The 21,582-nt window shown below is 43.6% G+C and carries 18 protein-coding genes and 1 pseudogene; 17 read left to right on the forward strand and 2 right to left on the reverse strand.

Annotated features, from left to right (window positions below):
• Positions 1–20 precede the first annotated feature (20 nt).
• The 16 genes from POTG_RS21255 (at position 21) to POTG_RS21330 (ending at position 18,600) form a co-directional block, all read left to right on the forward strand.
• Positions 21–500 carry a hypothetical protein gene (locus POTG_RS21255; RefSeq protein WP_009226907.1) on the forward strand — a complete coding sequence of 160 codons (480 nt, stop codon included), beginning with the start codon at positions 21–23 and terminating at the stop codon, positions 498–500.
• An 80-nt stretch (positions 501–580) separates the two neighbouring features.
• On the forward strand, positions 581–979 hold the full coding sequence (locus tag POTG_RS21260) for a hypothetical protein (RefSeq protein ID WP_009226908.1): 399 nt from the start codon (positions 581–583) through the stop codon (positions 977–979).
• A complete protein-coding gene (locus tag POTG_RS21265) occupies positions 976–1,524 on the forward strand; it encodes a hypothetical protein (RefSeq protein WP_009226909.1) in 549 nt (182 codons plus the stop codon). Before POTG_RS21260 ends, POTG_RS21265 begins: the two co-directional genes overlap by 4 nt.
• Positions 1,511–2,491, forward strand: a complete 981-nt coding sequence (locus POTG_RS21270; RefSeq protein WP_009226910.1) for a hypothetical protein — start codon at positions 1,511–1,513, stop codon at positions 2,489–2,491. Before POTG_RS21265 ends, POTG_RS21270 begins: the two co-directional genes overlap by 14 nt.
• Positions 2,492–2,609: 118 nt before the next feature.
• Complete coding sequence (locus POTG_RS21275) at positions 2,610–3,761, forward strand: copper amine oxidase N-terminal domain-containing protein (RefSeq protein ID WP_009226911.1); 1,152 nt, start codon at positions 2,610–2,612, stop codon at positions 3,759–3,761.
• 276 nt (positions 3,762–4,037) lie between these two features.
• A complete protein-coding gene (locus tag POTG_RS21280) occupies positions 4,038–7,301 on the forward strand; it encodes a DUF5704 domain-containing protein (protein ID WP_009226912.1) in 3,264 nt (1,087 codons plus the stop codon).
• 19 nt (positions 7,302–7,320) lie between these two features.
• Positions 7,321–7,482, forward strand: coding sequence for a hypothetical protein (locus tag POTG_RS24100; protein WP_157273543.1), 162 nt, complete (start codon positions 7,321–7,323; stop codon positions 7,480–7,482).
• A 57-nt stretch (positions 7,483–7,539) separates the two neighbouring features.
• Entirely contained in the window at positions 7,540–7,857 is a 318-nt protein-coding gene (locus POTG_RS21285) for a DUF7678 domain-containing protein (protein WP_009226914.1), read from the forward strand.
• Positions 7,858–7,940: 83 nt separating this feature from the next.
• Positions 7,941–8,237 carry a hypothetical protein gene (locus POTG_RS21290; RefSeq protein ID WP_009226915.1) on the forward strand — a complete coding sequence of 99 codons (297 nt, stop codon included), beginning with the start codon at positions 7,941–7,943 and terminating at the stop codon, positions 8,235–8,237.
• Positions 8,238–8,527: 290 nt separating this feature from the next.
• Complete coding sequence (locus POTG_RS21295; RefSeq protein WP_009226916.1) at positions 8,528–9,037, forward strand: DUF6036 family nucleotidyltransferase; 510 nt, start codon at positions 8,528–8,530, stop codon at positions 9,035–9,037.
• A gap of 19 nt (positions 9,038–9,056) precedes the next feature.
• Positions 9,057–9,431: a hypothetical protein gene (locus POTG_RS21300; RefSeq protein ID WP_157273544.1), complete on the forward strand. Its 375-nt coding sequence runs from the start codon at positions 9,057–9,059 to the stop codon at positions 9,429–9,431.
• A gap of 297 nt (positions 9,432–9,728) precedes the next feature.
• Complete coding sequence (locus POTG_RS21305; RefSeq protein ID WP_009226918.1) at positions 9,729–10,748, forward strand: tyrosine-type recombinase/integrase; 1,020 nt, start codon at positions 9,729–9,731, stop codon at positions 10,746–10,748.
• 510 nt (positions 10,749–11,258) lie between these two features.
• Positions 11,259–12,386 carry a nucleotidyltransferase domain-containing protein gene (locus POTG_RS21310; RefSeq protein WP_009226919.1) on the forward strand — a complete coding sequence of 376 codons (1,128 nt, stop codon included), beginning with the start codon at positions 11,259–11,261 and terminating at the stop codon, positions 12,384–12,386.
• A gap of 540 nt (positions 12,387–12,926) precedes the next feature.
• Positions 12,927–14,012, forward strand: a complete 1,086-nt coding sequence (locus POTG_RS21320; RefSeq protein ID WP_009226921.1) for an SAVED domain-containing protein — start codon at positions 12,927–12,929, stop codon at positions 14,010–14,012.
• Between the two features lie 699 nt (positions 14,013–14,711).
• Complete coding sequence (locus POTG_RS21325) at positions 14,712–16,844, forward strand: ATP-dependent nuclease (RefSeq protein ID WP_157273545.1); 2,133 nt, start codon at positions 14,712–14,714, stop codon at positions 16,842–16,844.
• 1 nt (position 16,845) lies between these two features.
• Positions 16,846–18,600: a UvrD-helicase domain-containing protein gene (locus POTG_RS21330; RefSeq protein ID WP_009226923.1), complete on the forward strand. Its 1,755-nt coding sequence runs from the start codon at positions 16,846–16,848 to the stop codon at positions 18,598–18,600.
• A 468-nt stretch (positions 18,601–19,068) separates the two neighbouring features.
• Here the strand turns inward: POTG_RS21330 and POTG_RS21335 are convergent, their stop codons facing one another.
• Positions 19,069–20,040 carry a tyrosine-type recombinase/integrase gene (locus tag POTG_RS21335; protein ID WP_009226924.1) on the reverse strand — a complete coding sequence of 324 codons (972 nt, stop codon included), beginning with the start codon at positions 20,038–20,040 and terminating at the stop codon, positions 19,069–19,071.
• On the reverse strand, positions 20,040–21,020 hold the full coding sequence (locus POTG_RS21340) for a tyrosine-type recombinase/integrase (RefSeq protein ID WP_009226925.1): 981 nt from the start codon (positions 21,018–21,020) through the stop codon (positions 20,040–20,042). The genes POTG_RS21335 and POTG_RS21340 overlap by 1 nt, the downstream gene beginning before the upstream one ends.
• Positions 21,021–21,411: 391 nt before the next feature.
• On the opposite strand from POTG_RS21340, the pseudogene POTG_RS25020 reads away from it, so the two are divergent.
• A pseudogene (locus POTG_RS25020) lies at positions 21,412–21,582 on the forward strand (class I SAM-dependent methyltransferase); the annotation flags it as partial.

A 21,582-nucleotide genomic window follows, 5' to 3' on the forward strand; every position in this document is an offset into this window, starting at 1 on the left:
GTAGAAGGAGAGGGAACTCCATGTCCAACGCTCAAAAAGCGATCGTCATGGCGGCCGGCATTTTGCTGGCCGTCGCACTGATCACCTTGGCCGTTCTGCTGTTTATTTCCGCGCAGGATTCGACGAAAACGGCACAAAGCAATTTTTCCAACCTTCAGACGGAACTGTCGCAAATGCAGTTTACCGTCTACGACAACACGGTGCTGTCCGGCAGCCAAACCGTCAATGCCATTCGCAAGTTCAGCGGGGAGGACCAGTTTGGTATCCAAATCATCACCGGGAAAAATCCGGCCGGCCAATGGTACGGTAAAGTCATCAATACCGGCGTGTCGATGGATAGCATCACCTACGGAACCGTCATAGGGGCCGCCCCCGGTCAGCTTGATCACACGATGGATGAATCTAACGTCAACTATGTAAACCCAAGCGGCAAGTTCAGGGCACAACTGATCAAGGACAAAAGCAACGTGATCCGCGGCATCATCTTTCGGCAACAGTAAGAACGGACCGGCGAACGGCATCCTTTGACCTGAAAGCGCAAAGGCATGTCCGCTTCGCTTTGCGGAAAGGAGGACGGCTTATGGGGCACTCCGTACGAACCATGATGGATATGAGCTTTGCATGTCTTATATTTGTGATGGCAGCCACCGCCGGGCTGCTCCTGTTTCAAGGCGGGGCGGCCGCGCTGAATGCGGCCGTTGTTTCAGAGCGAATACAGGAACGAAATGTCCACCAAACGTTTTTCCCGATAGCCGGGGACGGCAGTGTATCCGGCGCAGAAGTACTGCAATCGCTTGTCCAAATCGGGGACATTGGGGTGGAAATCGTTGTGAATGGCGTTGAATATGCAACGACGATGGAGCGGGATGATATCTCAGCATCAAGCATTCGGTTGGATAGCCGGTATGAACCCTCGTACGAACGCGGTCCGGACGGGCAGTTGCGGCGAATTGCTTTTGTTTTGCGAGGTGGAGGATGAACAGTCTGCTCAAAGTGTTTGCCGTCCTGATCGCAGTTCTTATATTATATATCTTCCCGGTTTCCGCCGCTTTTGATCAGCAGGATGATGTATCCGAACTGGTGGTCTTGCGGGCAACAACATCTTTTGTCGACGCGGTCCGAGACAAAGGTTATATTTCCCCGGTCATGTACAACGATTTTATCCAGGCTATCCATTTGACGGGAAATACCTTCGACGTTCAGATGGAGCACGGACAAAAGCGGTACAACCCGGTTTATGACGATCCTACGCTTCCGGAAACGTTCCGTAGCGAATACGACGTGCATTACGATACATTTTACAATGCACAAATCTTGAAGATGCTTTTTCCGGACAGCGCGGCGGGCAAAGACGATCCGGCACGCCGCTACCGGCTGCATGTCGGAGATACGTTCTCCGTTGTCGTGAAAAACACGAACCGGACGAATGGAACTATCCTACATGATTTTTTGAATCATGCGATCAGTCCGAATGAGAAAATCTTCGTTCCGTATGGAGGCATTGTCCGAAATGAAGATGATTAATTGGGCGGTCGTGGGCGTTCTGATTTTATTTCCGTTGTTCGTTATCAATCGTATCGAAACGGATACCCAGCGGCGGGTATTGCTCACCGAACTGCGGTACGATGCAGCGTTGGATACAGCGGTAGATGATGCGGCGCGGGCGCTTTTGATCAATGCCGACCAACAACAGGAAGCACGCTATGAATCGGTCAAACAGGTACGGGTGAACAAGGAGGAAGCGATTGATACGTTTTACCGAACCCTGTACATGAACTTCGGCATTGCCGAAGATACGGTAGCTCAAGGCGTTCTTCGCCGTTACATTCCCGCGATCATCGTGATGGACTATGACGGGTTCTGGGTATATGCAGAGGAAGAGTTTCGTAATGCGGCCGGAGAAACGGAAATTCGTCCGGTCTGGGGAGTGAAGAAGCCATATGCTTATGCCGATGGCCAGGGGAACAGTTTGTCCTTTACGTTGGACGATTACGTCCTTGCCTACGAAGCCGAAAGCGGGACATGGCGGGAAGGCTTCCGATCGGAAATCCAGGCGGAGAACACGATTCCTCTCTTGCGGGATGCGGCATTGTTCGAACAGGTGCGTCGCAGAACGATCGTGGACGCCATTCAGAATGAACTGGCATACCGAATCAATCGGCATAATCAATACGTTTCCCGCTACGGCATCTCCTACACGTTTACGCTGCCGACGATCAGTGCCGAAGAATGGAATAACACGATCGACGATATCGGCGTAATGGCGTTTGTGCAAGGGATTCCGATGGGAAGCAAAACGTACAACAATTACGCGCTCGGCGGCAGCCGGGTGCTGAAAAAGCCGGCGATTGTCGGCGCAGTGAAAGACGGCAGAAAAGTGTATTACCGCGACACCTGCGATTACACTTACCCGGTTGAAGAGACGTTTGCGAGCGAAAAGGAGGCTGCGCGGAACGGATATTGGCCGCTGGAATGCAGCAATAACCATTGAGGTCAAACGATTTTTATCCAAGGGTGGACAGGTTGGCACAGGGATTATAAGATGGAGACATAACGTCGTTTTCTTCCTAATATTCACATTTTTTCTCGAATAAAGGAGTGAACCGGACATGAAAAAATGGGTAAGTATGAGCCTCGCGTTTATAACGTTGTTCGGCCTGGCAGCAGGCAACTCCAGCGCGGCAATCAAAGCGCCGACGTTTGTCAGTGTCGTGATGGATGGCGAAAAAATCTGGTTTCCCGATGCCCAAGCGTTTTCCGATGAGAACAACCGGACGCTCGTTCCGGTTCGCTTCGTCGCCGAAAAGATGAAAGCGAAGGTAGGCTGGGAACCGCAGACCAAAACCGTCCCGATTGAAAAGGGAGATCAGCGTATCCGCCTGACGATAGGCGAGAACAAGGCGACGGTTAATGGCAAAGACGTGACCTTTGATACGAAGTCGATTATGAGCGGAGGCCGAACCTTTGTCCCGTTGCGCTTTGTCAGCGAGGTACTGGGTGTAGAAGTCAATTGGGATGGGGCGACATCAACCGTTGTGATTTCCACAAAGGAGAAGGAAGCTGGTGCCAAGTACGATGAATGGGGCCGGCTCATTCGCACCACCAACCTGCCGAAAAATGCGCAGGATTACCCGTATATTTTGGCTGACGTGCCCAATGAAATGTATGAGATGAAATATCCGTTTTCCAACCCCGATCCCGAGGAACGGTCGGTCTCGGCCGATATGTATGCGAATTGGCCGGAGTTCAAGAAAGAGAACATCGACATCTGGATGGAGCGGCTTAAAACATTCGGGGCGTTATGGCTCAATGTCGACTATCGTACAATTGACGATACATGGGCCGAAAAGCTGGCCGCAGTCCAATCGGATGGCAATACCGGAAAATTGAAGGCAGCCAAGGAATACGTGGACTGGGTGAAAAAGAACCAGATCGTTCTTGAGGGATACTTGGATCCGGAACCGTCCATGATTTATCAGGATGGATTCGGCGGGTACCATGTGCGATCCAAGTTCAGGGTCAAATTCAATCAATTTAAGCAGCATAAAACACTTATTTATGATACGTGGTTCCCAGGGGAGATGAAGTTGGAGAACGATACGTGGGTTCCAAATGATGCTCCATTTAAAAAGGGAGTTTGGTATGAGGGCTATTCGGATATTGCCTTGGTAACCAATGTTGGCGGGAACTGGGGAAAGACGTTAAAGGTCAGTGCGAATGCAAGCTTGTTCTTTAACCATATTATTCGAGAGGCTGAGTAACGGATGAATAGAGGAATAAAAATCGCTTTGTGCATGCTGCTGGCATGCACTTTTTTATTGTCTTCCTGGCCTTTGATTACTCATGCAGATGTCCCGGACGTTCAATTTAGTAAAGGAAAAATAACGTTCAACATTACCAGTACAACCGCATCATCCGGAATTCGTTTTAAAACCGTCGGTTGGACAGTACGCCGGGAAAGTTCACCATCGTGTACGTATGATTCGCAAGGAAAACACTGTGATCCGACCGGCCCGGGATCGGCGAGCGTCGTAGGGTTGGAACAAACGGGGCAGTACCCGCCAAACCCTGCGCCCGGTAATCCCGTCACCACGTTCTTCGAAGTGCCGGAGGCGAAGGTGACAAAAGCGTTGACCGATAACGGCCTCGAAGGCATTAAGCAGAACGACCAGCTCTATCTCTATGCGATCATGACCGTTACCCGGAACGGCACTCAGATCGGAGGGCCTTACTATACATTAGATGCGATCAAGAAGGCGCAGCCGTGGGCTCATCCCGACGATCTGGACAATTATTTTGGGATTCCCGTAACCTACGACAGTCCGTCCTTTCCGGTTGATATCGTCTGCAAAACCGAAGCGGGGACGGTCATCACGGACCCATCGTGCACGTTCCGGAAGGGCGAGTTTTTAGCTGGAGAAGAGATTGAGCATACGTTCGCCGAAACCTTGGAATCGAACGGGAAATCGTATGAAATCGTCCGATCGTATGTAGTCTCCAAAAATAATCCCGAGAAAAAACAATATGTTCGGGAAATCGGGCAAGACAATCTGCTTGACCGGCACATTAGCGTATTCATTAGCGGGGCTGATATTGTCGCCGAATATAGAGAGTCAACCTCCTTAGTTACCGTAACCTCTCGGATTGAAGCTCCGACAGAGGTTGCTGGGTCGGTTACCGAAGTGGAAGGGGATTTTATCTTTGAGGCGAAATCGCCAAAATCGTTAAAGTCATATGAAATCACCAGTATTCAGAATGCGGCGCTAACGCAACCGACCGATAAATCCGGAACGCTTACCGGTACAGCGGCTACCAAAACGCTTCCGATCAAAATTCCGTTTTCTTCGGGAAACAACGTCACGGTAAAGATAACGGTTGTCGTGAAAGATGTGGACGGCAATATGAGCGATTCCACCTCGAACCACACGGTACGCAAACCGGGAAGTGACGGTGGACCGACCCCGGGTGATTCAAAGGAAGCAAGCGTGATGGATCCGGAGGTGTCCGCCGTGATTCAGGCCGATGCGCGCGGTGCCGAAAAATTTGACGTTCTTAAGGGCATACCCACATCGGAGAGTCTGTACGTCAACGCTTTGGCGAAGTCGTATTTGTATCGAAATACATTCCAGGAAATGACCGGGACAAAATCGTACCCGATTCAAGTGAGTAAGACGTACACGTTGCGGTGGACGGAACGGGTATCCGGTCCCCCGGATGAGAACGGGAATCCGACGACGAGGACGGTATCCCGTTCGGATACTCAAACGGTTACCAAAAATTACACGGTGCAACGAAAATACAGCTTCTGGCTGATTAATCGTCTTGAGGTTTATAGCATTCAAAAAGCCAACTTCACCAATTATGCTCTTCCTTCGGGTGGGGTCATATTGCAACCGGCTGGTTATACACCGCCGTCCGTTTCCGCAGCACACGACGCTTCGTTGAATGCGCATATAACCGATCCCGTTTATTCAAATGTGAGATTGCCCGGAGAGACCATTTCCGGCGGAAGCAGCCGCCCGTCCGTTCCGAATGAGGATTGGAAGTCGGAAGCGGAGGAGGCCGTCGGAAAAATCAAGGTAAAGAACGATTCACTCGTCTTTAATGGAGGGACCATTATGGACAATCGAGTCGTCGAGGAAAAAGCGCCGACTCCCGGAGCGATTCCGGCTCCGACGACAATCGGGCAGAATGTGTTATACGGATCAGGGTACTTGATTGATTCATCGAAAACGAACAAGGCGAATCAGCCAAGTTCGGGCACCATTTCGTACGCCTTAATCAAAGGAATCGGCGGCGGTGAAAACAAGAGCTTTCCGATCAAAGGCATCAACCCGGTGACCGTGCATACGCCGGTGGTGAACTATGCTTCCGTTTCGGATGATCAGGCGCACAACCAAAAAACAAAACCGACGGCAGGGCGTTCCGCGCTTATTTTGGATCGACCGTTTATGGTGACCGTACCGACAAGCGGACAGCACCGGGAGATCAAGGGCTACGGCAATCGGGATTACGCCAAATATACGCGGGACAAGCAGGTATGGTTCCCGTTTGATGTGTATGCTGCGGACCGTAAAACTTTTATACCAAAGGAAACGTGGACATCGATTCCGGTGGCCCAGACCAAGACGACGTTCTATTTACCGGTTTGGGTCGATGAAGGACAATATGAGGTGCTGTTTCGCACCTTCGCGGAGAACTGCCCTTCCGGATTTACGACGCAGATGAATGCCAATTTGGACCTTTCGCATCATGTGGCTACTCAAGTGGTTCCGGTAGAAGTGATCGGCCGGTTGTATGATTTCCGCATAACCGATATCGCTGACTTCCAATGGGAGACCGTATTCCGAAAGCAAAAAGGCAGTGCAACGCCAACCGGGAACGCCTATTGGGTCGGGATGAAGGACATAGACGGTGCGGCCCGCGGCAATAAGCAGCCGTTCACGCTGCCTATTCGGCAGGGCAGCCATCCGGAGGCCGGGAAGAAGAATGTGGCGGTCAAGACGGGGTACCATGTTAAATTCGAAGTCATGACGAAAGGAAATATGTTCGGCTCGGGTGACGGGATCAGGATTACCCCGACATTCTATTTTGTGGACCGGAAGGGGAAGAATCGTCAGGAAGTAGATTTGTATTATCACTCTGATTCGAAAAAATTTGTCCGGATTGGTTCGAATGATGACATTGAGCGGCGCAGTATCACACTGGATACCCGGTTGCGAAATGTAGCCAAGCAGGAGTTAATCGACACAGCCGGCTCACTGTGGGCTTTAAACGGCATTAGCGGAACGAAACAATCCTTCATCAATCAATATCTGAAAAGCGCTCAAAAGCCAACCTATGTTGGCGGGTACGATATTATGCTGCTGCCTTCACAGCTCCGGACGTTTGTCGGCAACATGAACGTACCATCCGGTGTCAACGCAGCGCGCGCGAATGCTTCGGTACAGCACTGGTTCGGCGAGTACAGTATTCCGGCCGCGGCATATGCCGTACCGAAAGGATTCAATCTGGCCGAGTACGGGCGCAAAAACGGGCTGAACGACAAGTCACCAATTTTCCTGCGGGACGGATATATCATCGTAAATTTCAACCTGGAAACGATTCGTAACAAGGACCTGAACAACCCGCATCTGCAGTACATTTATGGCCCGCTCAATAACCAGTGGCAAATGGAAGGGTTCCAGCGCAGCTTTGCTGATCCGTACGGCGTGACGTTCCTACTGAAGGATGGCGACGTGGTATTCTATCATGCCAATTTGTCTTCTTATGACGATTATGGAACGGGCGGAACCCATTAACCGACGGGGAGGTGCTGCGATGCAAAAACAGGAATGGGAAGTGACTATCAAGTGGAAGGATGGGACCGAATCATGGTATGTCTACGAAGGCAAAAAGGAAGATGCACGTCGCGATGCGTATCTCAGTTCACCCCAAGGAGATATACGGAACGTGACTGTAAAGCCGTATCGTCTTGATTAAACCATGGTTAGGAAAAACGTTTCAGGTCTAATTCTCATTAGTACAAGGAGGAAACCGATGTTTCGTGAAAAAGGAAGCGTTTGGATGGGACGACGATTTGTCGGGGAAGTTGACGGCTACTATGTGGAGGCACAAGTGTTTGACGAGCCGTCCACTTACGGGATTGCATTTGGGCGAATAAGCCGGCTGGACGTGTATCCGGATCGCTCATCCGGATTTCGAAGTAGAATAGCTTGTTACGAGCGAGGCTGGGACGGCGGCCCGCCGCAAGATCGCCGCATACGCCGGGTAGTTGAGAAGACGGTGGAACACTTTGATCGGAAACAAGTGGACTGGGCGGTAGAAGAGAAACGGTATCGGGAAAGTCGGGAGTGAATCTCTAAAAGAGCGACTTGCCAACCGCGGCGCGTCAGAGTTAAGATCGACACCAGCCTAATGATTAGGAAGGAGAGGTTGGTGTGGAAACATTGCCGGGTTGGCTCATGGCGGTATTTCAAAAGCGTATGGATATTCTGGATCACCGATTCGCGCAGCAGAATCGTCAGACAGAGGAATATAAACGTATTGCGGAACTCCGCGATCAACTTTGTCAGAATTTGTCGAAAGAGCAATTTCAAATTCTGTCCGAGTGGGAAGATTATAAGAACGAACGTGCTTCGGCTGAACGGGAAGCGTGGTACCTTTGCGGTCTTTCCGACGGACTGGGGATGTTCATAAGCATGGAAGAGCTTCCGCCGTTCATTAGGCGGACTTAGCCCATATATTCATCGCTTATCCCGCCAGCGTTCTGGCGGGTATTTTCATGTAATGAAGAGGAACTGCTTGATTTGTTCCGATTTCAAACCCAAGCTTACCTAAGCTAATCCCATTCATTTATAAGCTTAAGTCGGAAAGCCCGCCGTTTGGCGGGTTTTTCATTTTTGTAAGTTTTTAGTTGTTTGCGTAGCGCAACAATCAAACTTCGGCCGTTTCGTACGGCCATATGCCATCAAAGTCTCTTTTGAAAAAGCGATTCCCCTTTTATAATGAAAGGAGAGATGGAGTTTTGCGCAGTGCAGAAATCTTAAGGTATTTAGAAAAAATCAATGAACAACTAAAACAACAGCAGTTACACGGCGAAATTTGCTTATTTGGCGGAGCAGTGATGTGTCTAGTGCTCCAAAGCCGCGACAGTACCAAGGACGTCGACGCCATTTTCGCACCGACGCGCGAATTTTATGCGATCATCAAAAATGTGGCCGATGAGTATCGCTTGCCGGCCGATTGGTTAAACAATGCGGTAAAGGGATTTGTTTCGAGTCGGCATGATGTCCAGCTTTATCGCAGGCTGAGCCACTTGGACATTTTCGCTGCCTCGCCACAATATATGCTGGCCATGAAGTGCTTGGCTGCGCGAACATATGAAAGTAAGGATGTGGACGATATCCGCTTTCTGTTGCAGTATTTGAACATCCGAACGGCAGAACAGGCGCTTTCGGTAGTCGAACAATTTTATCCTCAGCACCGGGTGTTGCCGAGAACAGCCTATCTGTTGGAAGAACTACTAAATCATTAATCGGAAAAGAGGGATGGACATGACAGTGTGGGACATTGCCCGGGAAGCAGCAGCAGATATCGACCAATTCGCCATTCATTGCGGTAATTTTCTCGATGCTTTTTATCGGGCTACGCCTGAACAAAGAAAGCGCATGGTGCAGCGCGAGCCGGAAGCTCATCCTGGCTTTCCAGACTATATGCTCCCGTTCCTGGCGGCCATGACTCATAAGCTTTGCAACGATTATCAACTGGAATGCCCGACTTGGGTTCATCGGAAGCAATATACACTGAGCGAGCCGCACTTCTGGCTTAATGCAACCGGCAATCTCCGGCGTGTTCTTTTGGAAGAAAGCCCAACGGAGTTTAAAATCCGAAATTTGTTTGTGACGGCGAATACGCTGTTTAGAGCATAAGCGGTTTAGACAAAAAATAAACTTGCTTGCTCCACTAGTAAGCCAATTACAAGTCATACGGAACAGTTGAGCCGTCCCATCGGGGCGGCTTTTCTATGTCCATAATCGAGGTGGCAGGTGTGGATAGAATTAAGTTTACTTGTTCGAAATGCGGAAAAACGATCCAAATCGACCCTGAGATTTTCAATCGTATTTATCAGGGAAATGATCAATGCCTTTCATGCAGAAGCAAAACAGATCGAGTAGGTATAAAGTAGCAAGCAACGCTAGATAAAAAGTTATAAAGGGGGATGGCGGATGAGTGGAAATGTTGTACGCCTGTTACGACAAAACGAGACAGTAAGTAAACGGCGAAGTAACAAGTTATTCGACGCTGGTTCCGCTACAGGGGCTGGTTATCGACTGACGTGGGAAGAAGCCGTGAATTTGTTTATTCAGGCCCGCCGCGCCGAAACATCAAGCGATGATACGATCAAATTTGAGCGTAACAGTTTGAAATGCTATCAGCGAATTTTGGAAGAGCAGGATATTGAACCGGATATTTACGACATATCAATAGATTTGCTGCGGAACAAATTCGTTATGTTCATGGTAGAGAAAAAGGGGTACAAACTCAACACCATAAATAACAGGATCAAAGCAATCAAGCGCTTTTTTACGTTTCTTCATGAAGAAGGCTGGATCCCGGACAACCCGGCAGCTCACTTGAAAACGCGTAAAGGACATCAGCCGACCATTCCCTCCTTTACAGAAGAGCAGGTCGTCGCCTTATTTAAGCAGCCAGATCAAAATACTTTTACCGGGTTCCGGGATTTTGTCATGTTGTCCCTAATCCTCGATACCGGATTGAGAGTAGGGGAAATGATCAAGTTGAAAACAAGTCAGGTTGACATAAAGGACAGTCAACTTCTTGGAGTGATTGGTAAAAGCAAAAAGCCACGTGATATCCCATTCTGTGATGACGTGCGTAAACTTTTGATCCGATATATAAAGGCAAGAGGGGATGTACCCTCGCAGTATTTTTTTGTTACGCTTCATGGTCGCCAGCTTGGGGTTCGAACATTTCAAGATACTTTGCATCAGTACGGTAAAGACGCTGGGATTACCAATGTACGAGTTAGCCCGCACACGCTAAGGCACACGTTTGCGAAAATGTATATATTACAAGATGGTGATCCCTACAGCTTACAGGACATTCTTGGCCATACATCACAAGACATGGTAAAAAAATACGTCAATTTATGGCGACCTGAAATGAAGTCAAAACATGAAAAATCATCACCGATGCGGCATTTGTATAAGGAGCGGTTACTTTAAATTTAGCAAAAGAGAAGGTTCACTTAAGTGAGCCTTCTCTTTTCGCTCTTCATGGGCAGCACTTATGTTGGCTATTATGCCAGAGATGCTAGGTCACAGCACGTGTCTCTCATGAACAGGTTGTCTTTCGAAGTGGGAGTAGAAATAGGATAGATTGACTTTAACCTTATTACAACATATTGAGATGTATAATGAAAACAAATACAACATTTAGTTATTTTTTTGTGAATACATATGTTTTTGTGTTGGATAGGGTTCCAAATGATGGTATAATAAAAAATAGGGGAAATAGACACAGCTGAGCGATGCCAGTCGCTACTGTGCCTAGGTCGGTAGAAAGGATAATTGTAAATTGCAGGAAAATTCACCGAAATGAAGTGCAAGATGTTGTATGACTCTCTCAATACATACATATTCCATAACGCCTTCGAAAACTCCTGCTTTCCCCCCAAAAAAAAAATTGTGAACATTCCTTGACGGCAAATGTGCTCATGAAAAGGAGAAGCAGTTATGCAGGAGATGTTTATTCAAGGAACTTTTATTGATGACTTGCTGCAACGGATCGGCTATAAACTGCAGATTTCGCCTACACAGCGGAACTTAGCAGAGATGCATTACAATGCAGTGGCAAAGTGGCTTACCCTAAATGATGTTGTTTTTAAGGAGGCGGATGTGGATATTTATCCACAAGGTTCGCTTCGCATCGGTACAACCGTAAAACCGTTGAAACAGCAGGAATATGACCTGGACTTGGTCATTGAAATTAAAGAAGACTGGACGGACAAGGATCCGATCGATCTTCTGAATAAAATCGAAAAACGGCTGAAGGAAAATGCAACGTATAAGCCCATGGTGGAACGTAAGAACCGCTGCATTCGCTTGAATTACGAGCATGAGTTCCATATGGATATCCTTCCTGCTCATCCAGCCGATACAACATATAGTACCTGCGTGAAAGTCCCTGATCGCAAAGCAGAAGATTGGAAAGACAGCAATCCAAAAGGGTATGCACAGTGGTTTGATAAGAGATCGATTTATTATCAAACTCTCTTGGAGAAGAAGGCAAAGATTGACCCGCTTCCAGAAGATGATTCGTTTGAACGGAAACCGCCATTGAAGCGGGCGGTTCAGCTTATAAAGCGTTTTCGAGATGTATACTTTGAGGACAATCCAGACCAGGCGCCAATCAGTATCGTGCTTACTACACTTTCTGGACACTTATACAAGGGGGAATCGTCCGTAGCCGAAGCTCTTACAAACATTCTCAATGGAATCGTGCGTCTGATCCCTACAAAAGAAATATTAGTTGTACGAAATCCATCGAATGAACTAGAAATACTTAGCGAACGATGGAACCAGGATCCTGAGCTATATAAGTCTTTTGTCACTTTCGTTCATGACTTTAAAGAACGATGGGACAATTTATCACTGATGAGTGGGCTTGATGATGTGACGGACGAGCTTAAAGCTATGTTTGGTGAAGATGTCGTGATGAAGTCTTTCCGCGAACAAACACAGTTTGTAGAAAAGAATCGTAGTGAGAATAAACTTGGTGTCTTAAGCGGAATAGGACTGATCACTACATCGTCTTCAATAAACATAATGCCGGTTCGAAATAATACGTTCTATGGTGATTAATGAAAAAAAAGGAGAAGAAGTTTTTACCTCGATCTGTTCCAATCTCCCATCAAATCGAGGCAATGTATCAGAGCTTTCCTAATTTCGAAGTTACTTGGGAACGAAATAAAGTCGTTTGGACAGGTACTATACAACCGACGACAGCATCTAAGATATATATAGTAAGGATCAAGTACTCGATTGAAATGGTACAGCCTGAAGTGTATGTTGTTTCTCCTAAGCTAAAAAGACGTAAAGGCAGTGATGAGAATATTCCACACTTGTACACGGGGGAAAGGCTTTGTTTATTTCGACCCAAAAAGAAGGAATGGACGAAGCAAATGTTAATCGCTGAAACCATTGTACCGTGGACATCGCTTTGGTTGTATCACTACGAAGTGTGGCACGTGCTAGGTGAATGGATGGGTGGGGGAGAGCATCCGTCTGAACGTCATGGGAGAGCAAGAGTGTCTGATTTCCGTGATTAAGGTTATTCCAACTAAGGAAGGATGAGTCGAAGAATATCGGCTTATCCTTCATAATTATGAAGAAGGTGAAGCAATGAATCTAACAAATGCAGAAACGTACTCATTATGGGTCAATTCTGGTGGTATGTGTGCCATATGTAAGCGAAAACTGATTCTCGATGACATTGATAAAAAGATAAATATCGGGGAACGGGCACATATCATTGGTCAAGGCAGTAAAGAAGGGCCTCGTCGTGAGTATATGGAGCAATACGGACTGACTGAGGATACCATTGATTCTCTGTGGAACATTGTATTGCTATGTGAAACCGACCATAAGATTGTAGATCAAAACGAAAAGCAATATCCTCCCGAACTTTTATATAAGATAAAAAAAGAACATGAAGCGTACGTAAAAAATCGACTTGATATGTATGGCAAGTCCATTATTGTGATTCACAAAAGAAAGGGCGGACCAATTGACCATATCGAGATTGCAGGGCAAATTGAGTCTGTTATGGTAGATTCCGTTACTTTGCAAGACGAGTTTACGGATTTTTCAAGGGGAGGGTGGGAGAAGGCGAGAAAACAGAACGACGAGTTTTATGAGCGGCTGATGGATATAAAGAAAAAACACGAGGGAGCCTCCATCGCCTTTTTTTCGGTTTCGCCAATCCCTCTTTTAATTCATTTCGGACATTTGATTTCAGATTCGATTCCAATCGATGTATACCAGTATAACCGTGCCTTTCAAACTTGGGTGAGAAACACACCAACAGAACTTCCTGCTCATTCAATGGAAATCCATGTAGATTTGAAAACGAATAATACCAATTGCCTTGCTGTTGCGATAGAGGTTAGTGGCCACATCCGCTCAACAGATGTAAGTTCGGCGATCGGAAAAACGCATGATCTGCTGAAGATATCGGTTCCTGACCCTAAGATTGATGCGGTGTTATATAGTGATGACGTTTTGAAAATAAAGAAGACATTCCAAGACGAAATTCTACGCCTTATCCAAATCAAAGGATATTCGGAAGTTCACCTATTTTATTTTGGACCCGCAGGTTTGGCCCTTGAGATTGGCCGGTGTATAAATGCGACGATGTTCCCCTATGTATCGCTTTACCAGTTTAATGAACGCGATAATCCGAGACATAAGTTCGCATTTGCAATTTAAATAATATTGGTACCTCGAAGGAAGGTATATTAGTTTATTGAGAGGTATTTCAGAAATTTTATGCAAGGAGCTGGGCTAAGCCTGGTTCTTTATTGTTTTATTCAACCCCAAGAAACTGTAAATATCCAGGTCAGAGTTAATCGTCTGTCCTTGCGGGATTAGCAGTTTCGTGTTGCAAACTATTACTCAACTCAAAATCGACGCCAAAACACCACTAATCTTCGGTGTACGATTTTCGGTTAAATATTTTTCGCGTCCTCCGGCCGAAAAGGGATCTGAAAACTTAAGAACTCTAGAACCCCCAACTTGGGCAAGTTTCTTTCGTGTTTTGGGTATTCTTCTGCTTCAACCGGAGATAGACAATCAAACGATGGTAAGAGAAAGCACTCATAATAAAAATTATTTTGTATGAGATGGAAGTCTGAAGCGACCTTGCCCATATCATTGTGGATCTCGTCTGGTAAACACTCTTTTATTCAAAATTCTTTTCGGTGTTCTGTCTTTCTGCTTCAGTTGATTGTTTTCGAATCTGTGCAGGTTTAGTGCAATAATTTGACCAAGTTGGTATCGTGTCGCTCATGGGAAACTTCTGAACTACCAGTCTTTTCGGTTCTTATAGGACTGTATGGTAATTTAGAACTATGGTAGAATTTAGAAGTAGGTAATAGTGCTAATGCTATGCATTCGGATTGTTCCAGTATGAATAAGAAAGCTATGAGTGGAGGAAAAATTATGCATATATCTAGTCTGAAAATAAGAAACTTCAGGAATTTCCAAAAAGCTAATTTTGTTTTTAAAGAAGGTGTTAATACAATAATAGGTGCAAATGGTTCAGGTAAGACAAATGCATTGTTTGCAATAAGGCTTATTATAGATGATAGTTTACCTAGATCGTCAACTAACCTACTCGATACTGATTTTAATCGATCACTTACAAACTGGCGGGGACATTGGATTGTCATTAGTCTTCATTTCGACAATCTCTCTAATGATGATTCATCACAAGCATTGGTTTTTCAGGGAACTCATACTACTGATAATAGGGGCTCATTAAATCTTTATTTTAGACCTAAATATGAAGTGCGTAAAAGATTATTTGAATTGAGTCAAGAATTAGCAGAAGAAGAGCAGTTCGTAGATTATCTTTCTTCTCTAAAAATTAATCAATATGAGTCGGTTTTGTACGGAAGAGGTTTAGCAGATTTCAGTAAAGATGAAGTGTATAAAACTCTAGTAGGGGATTTCAATAATTATACTTTTCCCAATCCGGATGAAGAAGATAGTAGTCTTTTGGGTACACCGGCAAATCAGTATGTATTTAAAAACGATTTCGCATGCACATATGCTAAAGCACTTAGAGATGTTATAGGCGATTTGAAAAATCCTCGAACATCACCATTGCTTAGACTGCTAAGTAACCTTAACATAAATGAATCAAGTACAGAAACAATTAGTAGTACGATAAAAGATTTAAATTGGCATATAACAAACCTACCAGAGATTAGAGAATTAGCCGCTGGCGTTTCTCAGTCATTACATAATACAGTCGGTCATACTTATGCACCTCGAATTGAAATTAATTCAAACTTATCTGATGATTTCAGACATACATTAAAGGCCCTAAATATAAAAGCAGGAGAGTTATCAGGTGAAGACTACATTGGGGATCTTTATGAAATGAGTCTTGGTGGGGCCAATTTGCTATATTTAGCCTTAAAACTCGAGGAATATAATCGACTTGATCATGAACAAAATAAAGCGGCTCATTTTTTATTAATAGAAGAGCCCGAAGCACACTTACACAACCATATTCAAAAAACTTTATTTCAAAAATACCACAATCACGAAAATACTCAAATTTTGTTAACTACCCATTCCAGTCATATATCTTCATCCTGTTCACTTGATTCCGTGAATATTGTTTATCTTGAAAATAATTGTTGTGAAGTATCTCAACCTAATAGCGGGTTGGATGAAAATGATGTGAGGAGAATTGAACGTTATTTAGATGCCACAAGGTCAACACTGTTATTCGCTAAGTCGGTGATTTTAGTTGAGGGCGATGCTGAATTAATCCTTATCCCTGAAATGGTAAAGATGGCATTTGGAATTACCCTAGATGAAATAGGAGTTAGTCTAATTAATGTAGGAAGCACTCAATTTGAAAATATTGCAGTCCTTTTCTCCGAAGAACGAATTAGAAGAAGATGTGCTATTGTCACAGATAATGATATTTCAATCATACCATTAGGTGATGAGATGTATCCAGATAAAGAGTTTCAAAAGAAATGCAAACAATCAGAAGAGTCTGGAAAAAGTCGTAGACAAAAGTTGGATGATTTTAGTAGAGATAACAGTTACATCTCAGTTTATTATGGAACTAACACATTTGAAGTAGAATTAATTAAGCAGGGCAATAAAAATATACTAGAAAATGTAATAAGAAAAGATATTTACAAAAGACAGTCTGATCAAAATAGTTCTGTTGAGAAAATAAACAACTCAGATATTAGTATATACGGAAAGGAAATTCTTCGTTTGGCAGATAAGGAGGGGAAAGGTTGGCTAGCCCTAAGTATTGCTGCACGATTAGATAAGGATGTAGTAATTCCAGATTATATTCTAGAGGCATTAGCATTTGTTGCCTCCCTACATACAGAACATATCATTTCTATCATTAAATACCGCTTAGGTCAGGAGTATAAGAACTTTTTTGAAACAGTAAAATTACTTTACGGCGAGAAACCTAATGATATTGAAACTATAGATACATTTTGTTCAATTTATAAAGATAGTATTATAACCAAGTTTATCGCAATGAGGAGGGAGTAGTTTGCTCCTACTGAATACTTTAAGTTTAGAGCAAATGGACATTGTTGAATATAATGATAACTTATTGGTAATTGCTTGTCCTGGAAGTGGAAAAACGAGGACACTTGTTGCAAAATTGATATATGAGGGGACAAAACTAAAGAAAAATGAGAAAATAGCAGCGATTACTTATACTAATTTAGCTGCTGAAGAGATAGCTCTTAGACTAGATACAAATTGCATTGATGACCAATTTTATTGGGGGGGTACGATTCATTCTTTCTGTACAAACTGGATAATTAAACCTTATTCACATATCCTCAAAGAACTTAAATATGGATATACCTTTTTGGATGAAGACGATGTTGAAGAAATCTTAAATAGTATTATGGATACTTTAGATTTAAGAAATGTAGAATTTAACACCCGTCGGAACCAAAATGGTGATTTTATTAGCATAAACGATGAAAATTCTTTATTACTAAAAGAATATGATCATAGGTTGAAAAACGAACGACTAGTAGATTACGATTTGATTTTGTATTATTCCTATAAAATACTAAAAAATAACCCTTCAATTGCAAAAAACTTATCAACAATATTTAGATGGATTCTTATTGATGAGTATCAAGACACACAAGAATTGCAGTATTTAATTATAGGCGAAATAATAAAAGTTGGTAGAAATGAAACAAAATTATTAATTGTTGGAGACCCTAATCAAGGTATTTATCAAACCTTAGGAGGGGTTGCAAAAACAAAAACAGAAATTGAAGACTGTATTGGTGGTTACCGTATTAGTGAAAAAAACCTAACTGGTAATTATAGGTCAACTCAGCAGATTATTGATGTTTATAAGAATTTTCAAATTTTTGGAGATCCCATTGAGGCAAAGGGTGACAATAAAGATAATACCTCACTTATATCTTTTGAAAGTGAGATATTAGTTGGGAATCTAGCCCATTTTATTAAAGATACTATTGTTGATTTGCATAATAAAAGAGGTATTCCGTATAAAGAAATTGCTGTAATTGCTCCTCAGTGGATGCCGTTAATACATATGGCTAGAACTATAAAACAATTAGAGCCTAATATACCCTTGGATGCTGCTGGACTTTCGCCCCTTTGCAAAGATGATAATAATTTGTTTTATCATTTAGCTAAATTATTCTTATCTTCACCTGCGCCAGATAAGGTGTTACTTCGTATGAGATGGGCAAATAATTTGCTCGAGTCATTATTAGAAAAAATTCCACAAATTTCTGAGTCAAATCTCAGTTTACAAAAGATCTTAAAAATTACTAATTCTTTTTCCTCATCATCTGTCTTAGGGATTGAGTATTTGAAAGAAAGCTTTGCCTTTTTCTTTAATGTATTAAATATTGATATTAACTTATATTCAAATGTTAAGTTAGAATTACAGGAATTTGAGGAAAAATGTATAAGGAGACAGAATAGAAATGGTATTGGTGATTCTATTTCTGTATATAAAAATGGATTTGCTAAATCCGGGGGAGTAAATTTTATTACTGCTCATAAATGTAAAGGCCTTGAATATGATACAGTAATAGGATTTTGTTTATTATGGGGATACTTACCTCATTGGAATAACATATACTCAAGAGAAATAGATGAGAATGAAATTTCAAAAAAATTACTTTATGTTCTTTCATCACGAGCTAGAAATAATCTGATTTTAATTGCGGAAACTGGTAGAAGAACAAATAGAGGAACACCATATAATGCTAACCGACATTTATTTGAGGTGTTTCGTTAATTGTAGCCGCATATGAACTGTTATCTTTAGTAAGTATTAAGGAAATCACGTGAATGTCAAGGAAATTACTATTAATTTTAGTAGGAAAATCAATAACCATGACAACTCGGTATATATTAGCATGAAGAAGGTCCGGCTCGGAGAGAGGGCACGAAAATCTTAACCTCTAGATTTCGAAGCATAATCCCACAATCCGATGGTATTCATTCAGAACCGCGCGATTGATCTTGAGATATCATTTGAGAATATACTTGAATCCGAAGTCAAATGACAATTGAGGCACCGGACGTCTTGAATGACTTTTTCCGGTTTGAATTAACCTGAATCTTTACCGTGTCATGAATGTATTGAGTTACAATAGACAGAGCAGATGGCTCCCTACCATAAGTGACGAATTATGAAAGGGAAGAGAAGGGTCTCCAAGATTGGCCTTCTCTTGTCCTTTTTATTAAAGTTATCGAACGAGGCTCAAATCATTCGCTTCATATTCTCAACCGGACTGAACTTTTTATGCTGTTGTTTGATATCGCTGCTAAAAAGTTCTACATAGTAGTCAACCATATCAAGCGTAGAGTGTCCCAAAATACGGCGCAAAGTAAATGGGTCACCCCCATTCAAAATATAGAATTTGGCCATGGTATGTCGGAATGTGTGCGGGGATACCCTCACTCCTTTTATACACGCAGCAATACCATATACCTGCATTTTCTCCTGTAATGCTCTCGTGCTAATTTGCTTATTGTTTATATTAACGAATAATGCATCCGTTTCCAGATCACCGCGGATATCCAAATAACGACGAACAACCTTAGCGGAAGTTTGTTGAAATGGCACACGGCGGGCTCTCCCTCCTTTTCCCTTTGTAATTCGAATCTCCTGTTCTTTGAAGAACAGATCCCCGATTTTCAGGTTGCATAATTCGCTAATCCGCATCCCCGTTTCGAAAAGGAGTACCATCATAGTAAAGTCTCGGTAACCGGTAAAAGTTTTTCGGTCTGGCTGTTCCAATAGGGCGGCAACTTGTTCTTTGGTAAAGGTTTGTATCATTAACTTTGCTGCTTTGACCACATGCAATTCCTCTGCAACATTCTGAGTTAACCAGCCTTCCTCGAACAAATACTTCAAGAACTGTTTAACGGCTTTAATACGCCCATTTACGGTATTGTCCGACTTACCTTGTTCGATGAGGTAGGCAACAAAATGATTTTTAATCTGGCGAGAAGTTATCGCATAAATATTGAGTGGAACCTGCTGCTCTTGAAAAGCAACTTTCATTTGCTGAATGCTGTCTTGGTAAAACCGAAGTGTGAGCGGCGAAAGGTTTTTGGACTTGCAATCGAGAATAAAGGATTGAAGCAGATCTTCGAAGCCTAGTTGTTGCTTTGCAGCGTTCGTGTTCGTGACCGTCGTCAGTACGTTTTGTCGGCGTTTGGTGCTCATTAACTTTGCACCTCGCTTTCGGAGACGGCGTGAGGAAATTCGTTAGCCAAATACTCCAGCGGGCTGAATTTTTCATGCTGGATTTGCATGTCGCGGGAGAATAGTTCAACGTACATTTCCGTTGTTTCTATACGTTCATGTCCAAGAATGCTTTTTAGTGTAAAAACATCGCCGCCGTTCATTAAGTATTTTTTCGCAAAGGTATGACGAAACGTATGGCAGGAACATTGGACACCTTGAATATTCGCAGCGATACAGTACCGGGAGATCATTACCCGGATACCAGCCTCATAAAAGGGGTGATTATCCAGGGTGACCCAGAGCCGGTCGGTTTCCAACGTTCCTCGCTCAAACATATATTGTTTCAATTCGAAAGCGGCGACGTGTTGAATTGGTACCATCCTTGCTTTTCTTCCCTTGCCTTGAATGATACGAAGGGTTCCTTCGTCCAAAAAAACATTCGTCACTCGAAGGTTAGCCAGTTCTTTCAGGCGGATTCCGGTTTCTAGCAGAACCAACATGATAACGTAATTGCGGTAGCCAGTAAAAGTCGACCGGTCGGGTTGAACAAACAGCCGTTGAAGATGACCATCTGTAAAAGTATGTGTCAAAGATGTTTTAACCTTCAAGGGCCTTAATTCAGCTGCAATATTGGCTTCAGCAATTCCATCTTCATAAAGAAATTTGAAAAACTCTTTGAGAATGCAAAGGTTACAATTTATGGTTCTAAGCGCAAGTCCTTCGTCAAGCATGCTAGGTATGATACGGTGACTTAGAAGGAGATCGGTTAAGTCATTCAATTTCAAGTTTTGGGACCCAAGATGTTGTTGGAGCTTTTTCAACCCATTCCGATAACGGCGAATCGTTTCATTTGTTAAATTTCTGGATCTGCAGTCTTGAAGAAACAGAGAGACGAGCTCACTCCATTTGAAATCGGTTTGATGTAATAAGTTAATTTCAGGGTGATCATGATTAGGCACTTCGCATTTCCTCCCTTAGGAGTTATGCGAGCTAAAGCGGATAAGCGAGTTAGGGGAAGGAGGATTCGTATAACATTTTGGTATACGATATCGTATAACTTTCATGAGAAAACGGGTTATTTACAGTCTTCTGGAATAGTTTTACATTCGACTGAAACCCTTGATACATAAGGGATTTCAGGCATTCTGGAGAGTTTTGTTCACCTCCTTCCGGCTCGTATAACACCGTATTCACGCTTCAGGGCTATCGCCCCTCGGTTGTCAGATGTATAATCATGGAAGAAGATCAGACAACAAACGCCCCAACCTAAGATAAGAGCTATCTAAGGCTGGGGCGTTTCGTGAATACAAGAACGTTAGATGAAACTTGCAGAAAGCTAGAGGTGAGGGTTTGGACAGAGTAGCGTATATAAGATCAGAAGAGAAGAAATATCATGACTTCTGTTATGATAATTACAATTTGTATGAACCTGGTTCGTGGCTGCATAGACCAGTAAGAACCGTAATCGACCTCCTCGATGAGTATAAAGGTCAAGAATACTTATCTGTATTAGATTTAGGA

The sequence above is a fragment of the Paenibacillus sp. oral taxon 786 str. D14 genome (assembly GCF_000159955.1).
Lineage (GTDB): Bacteria > Bacillota > Bacilli > Paenibacillales > Paenibacillaceae > Fontibacillus > Fontibacillus phoenicis.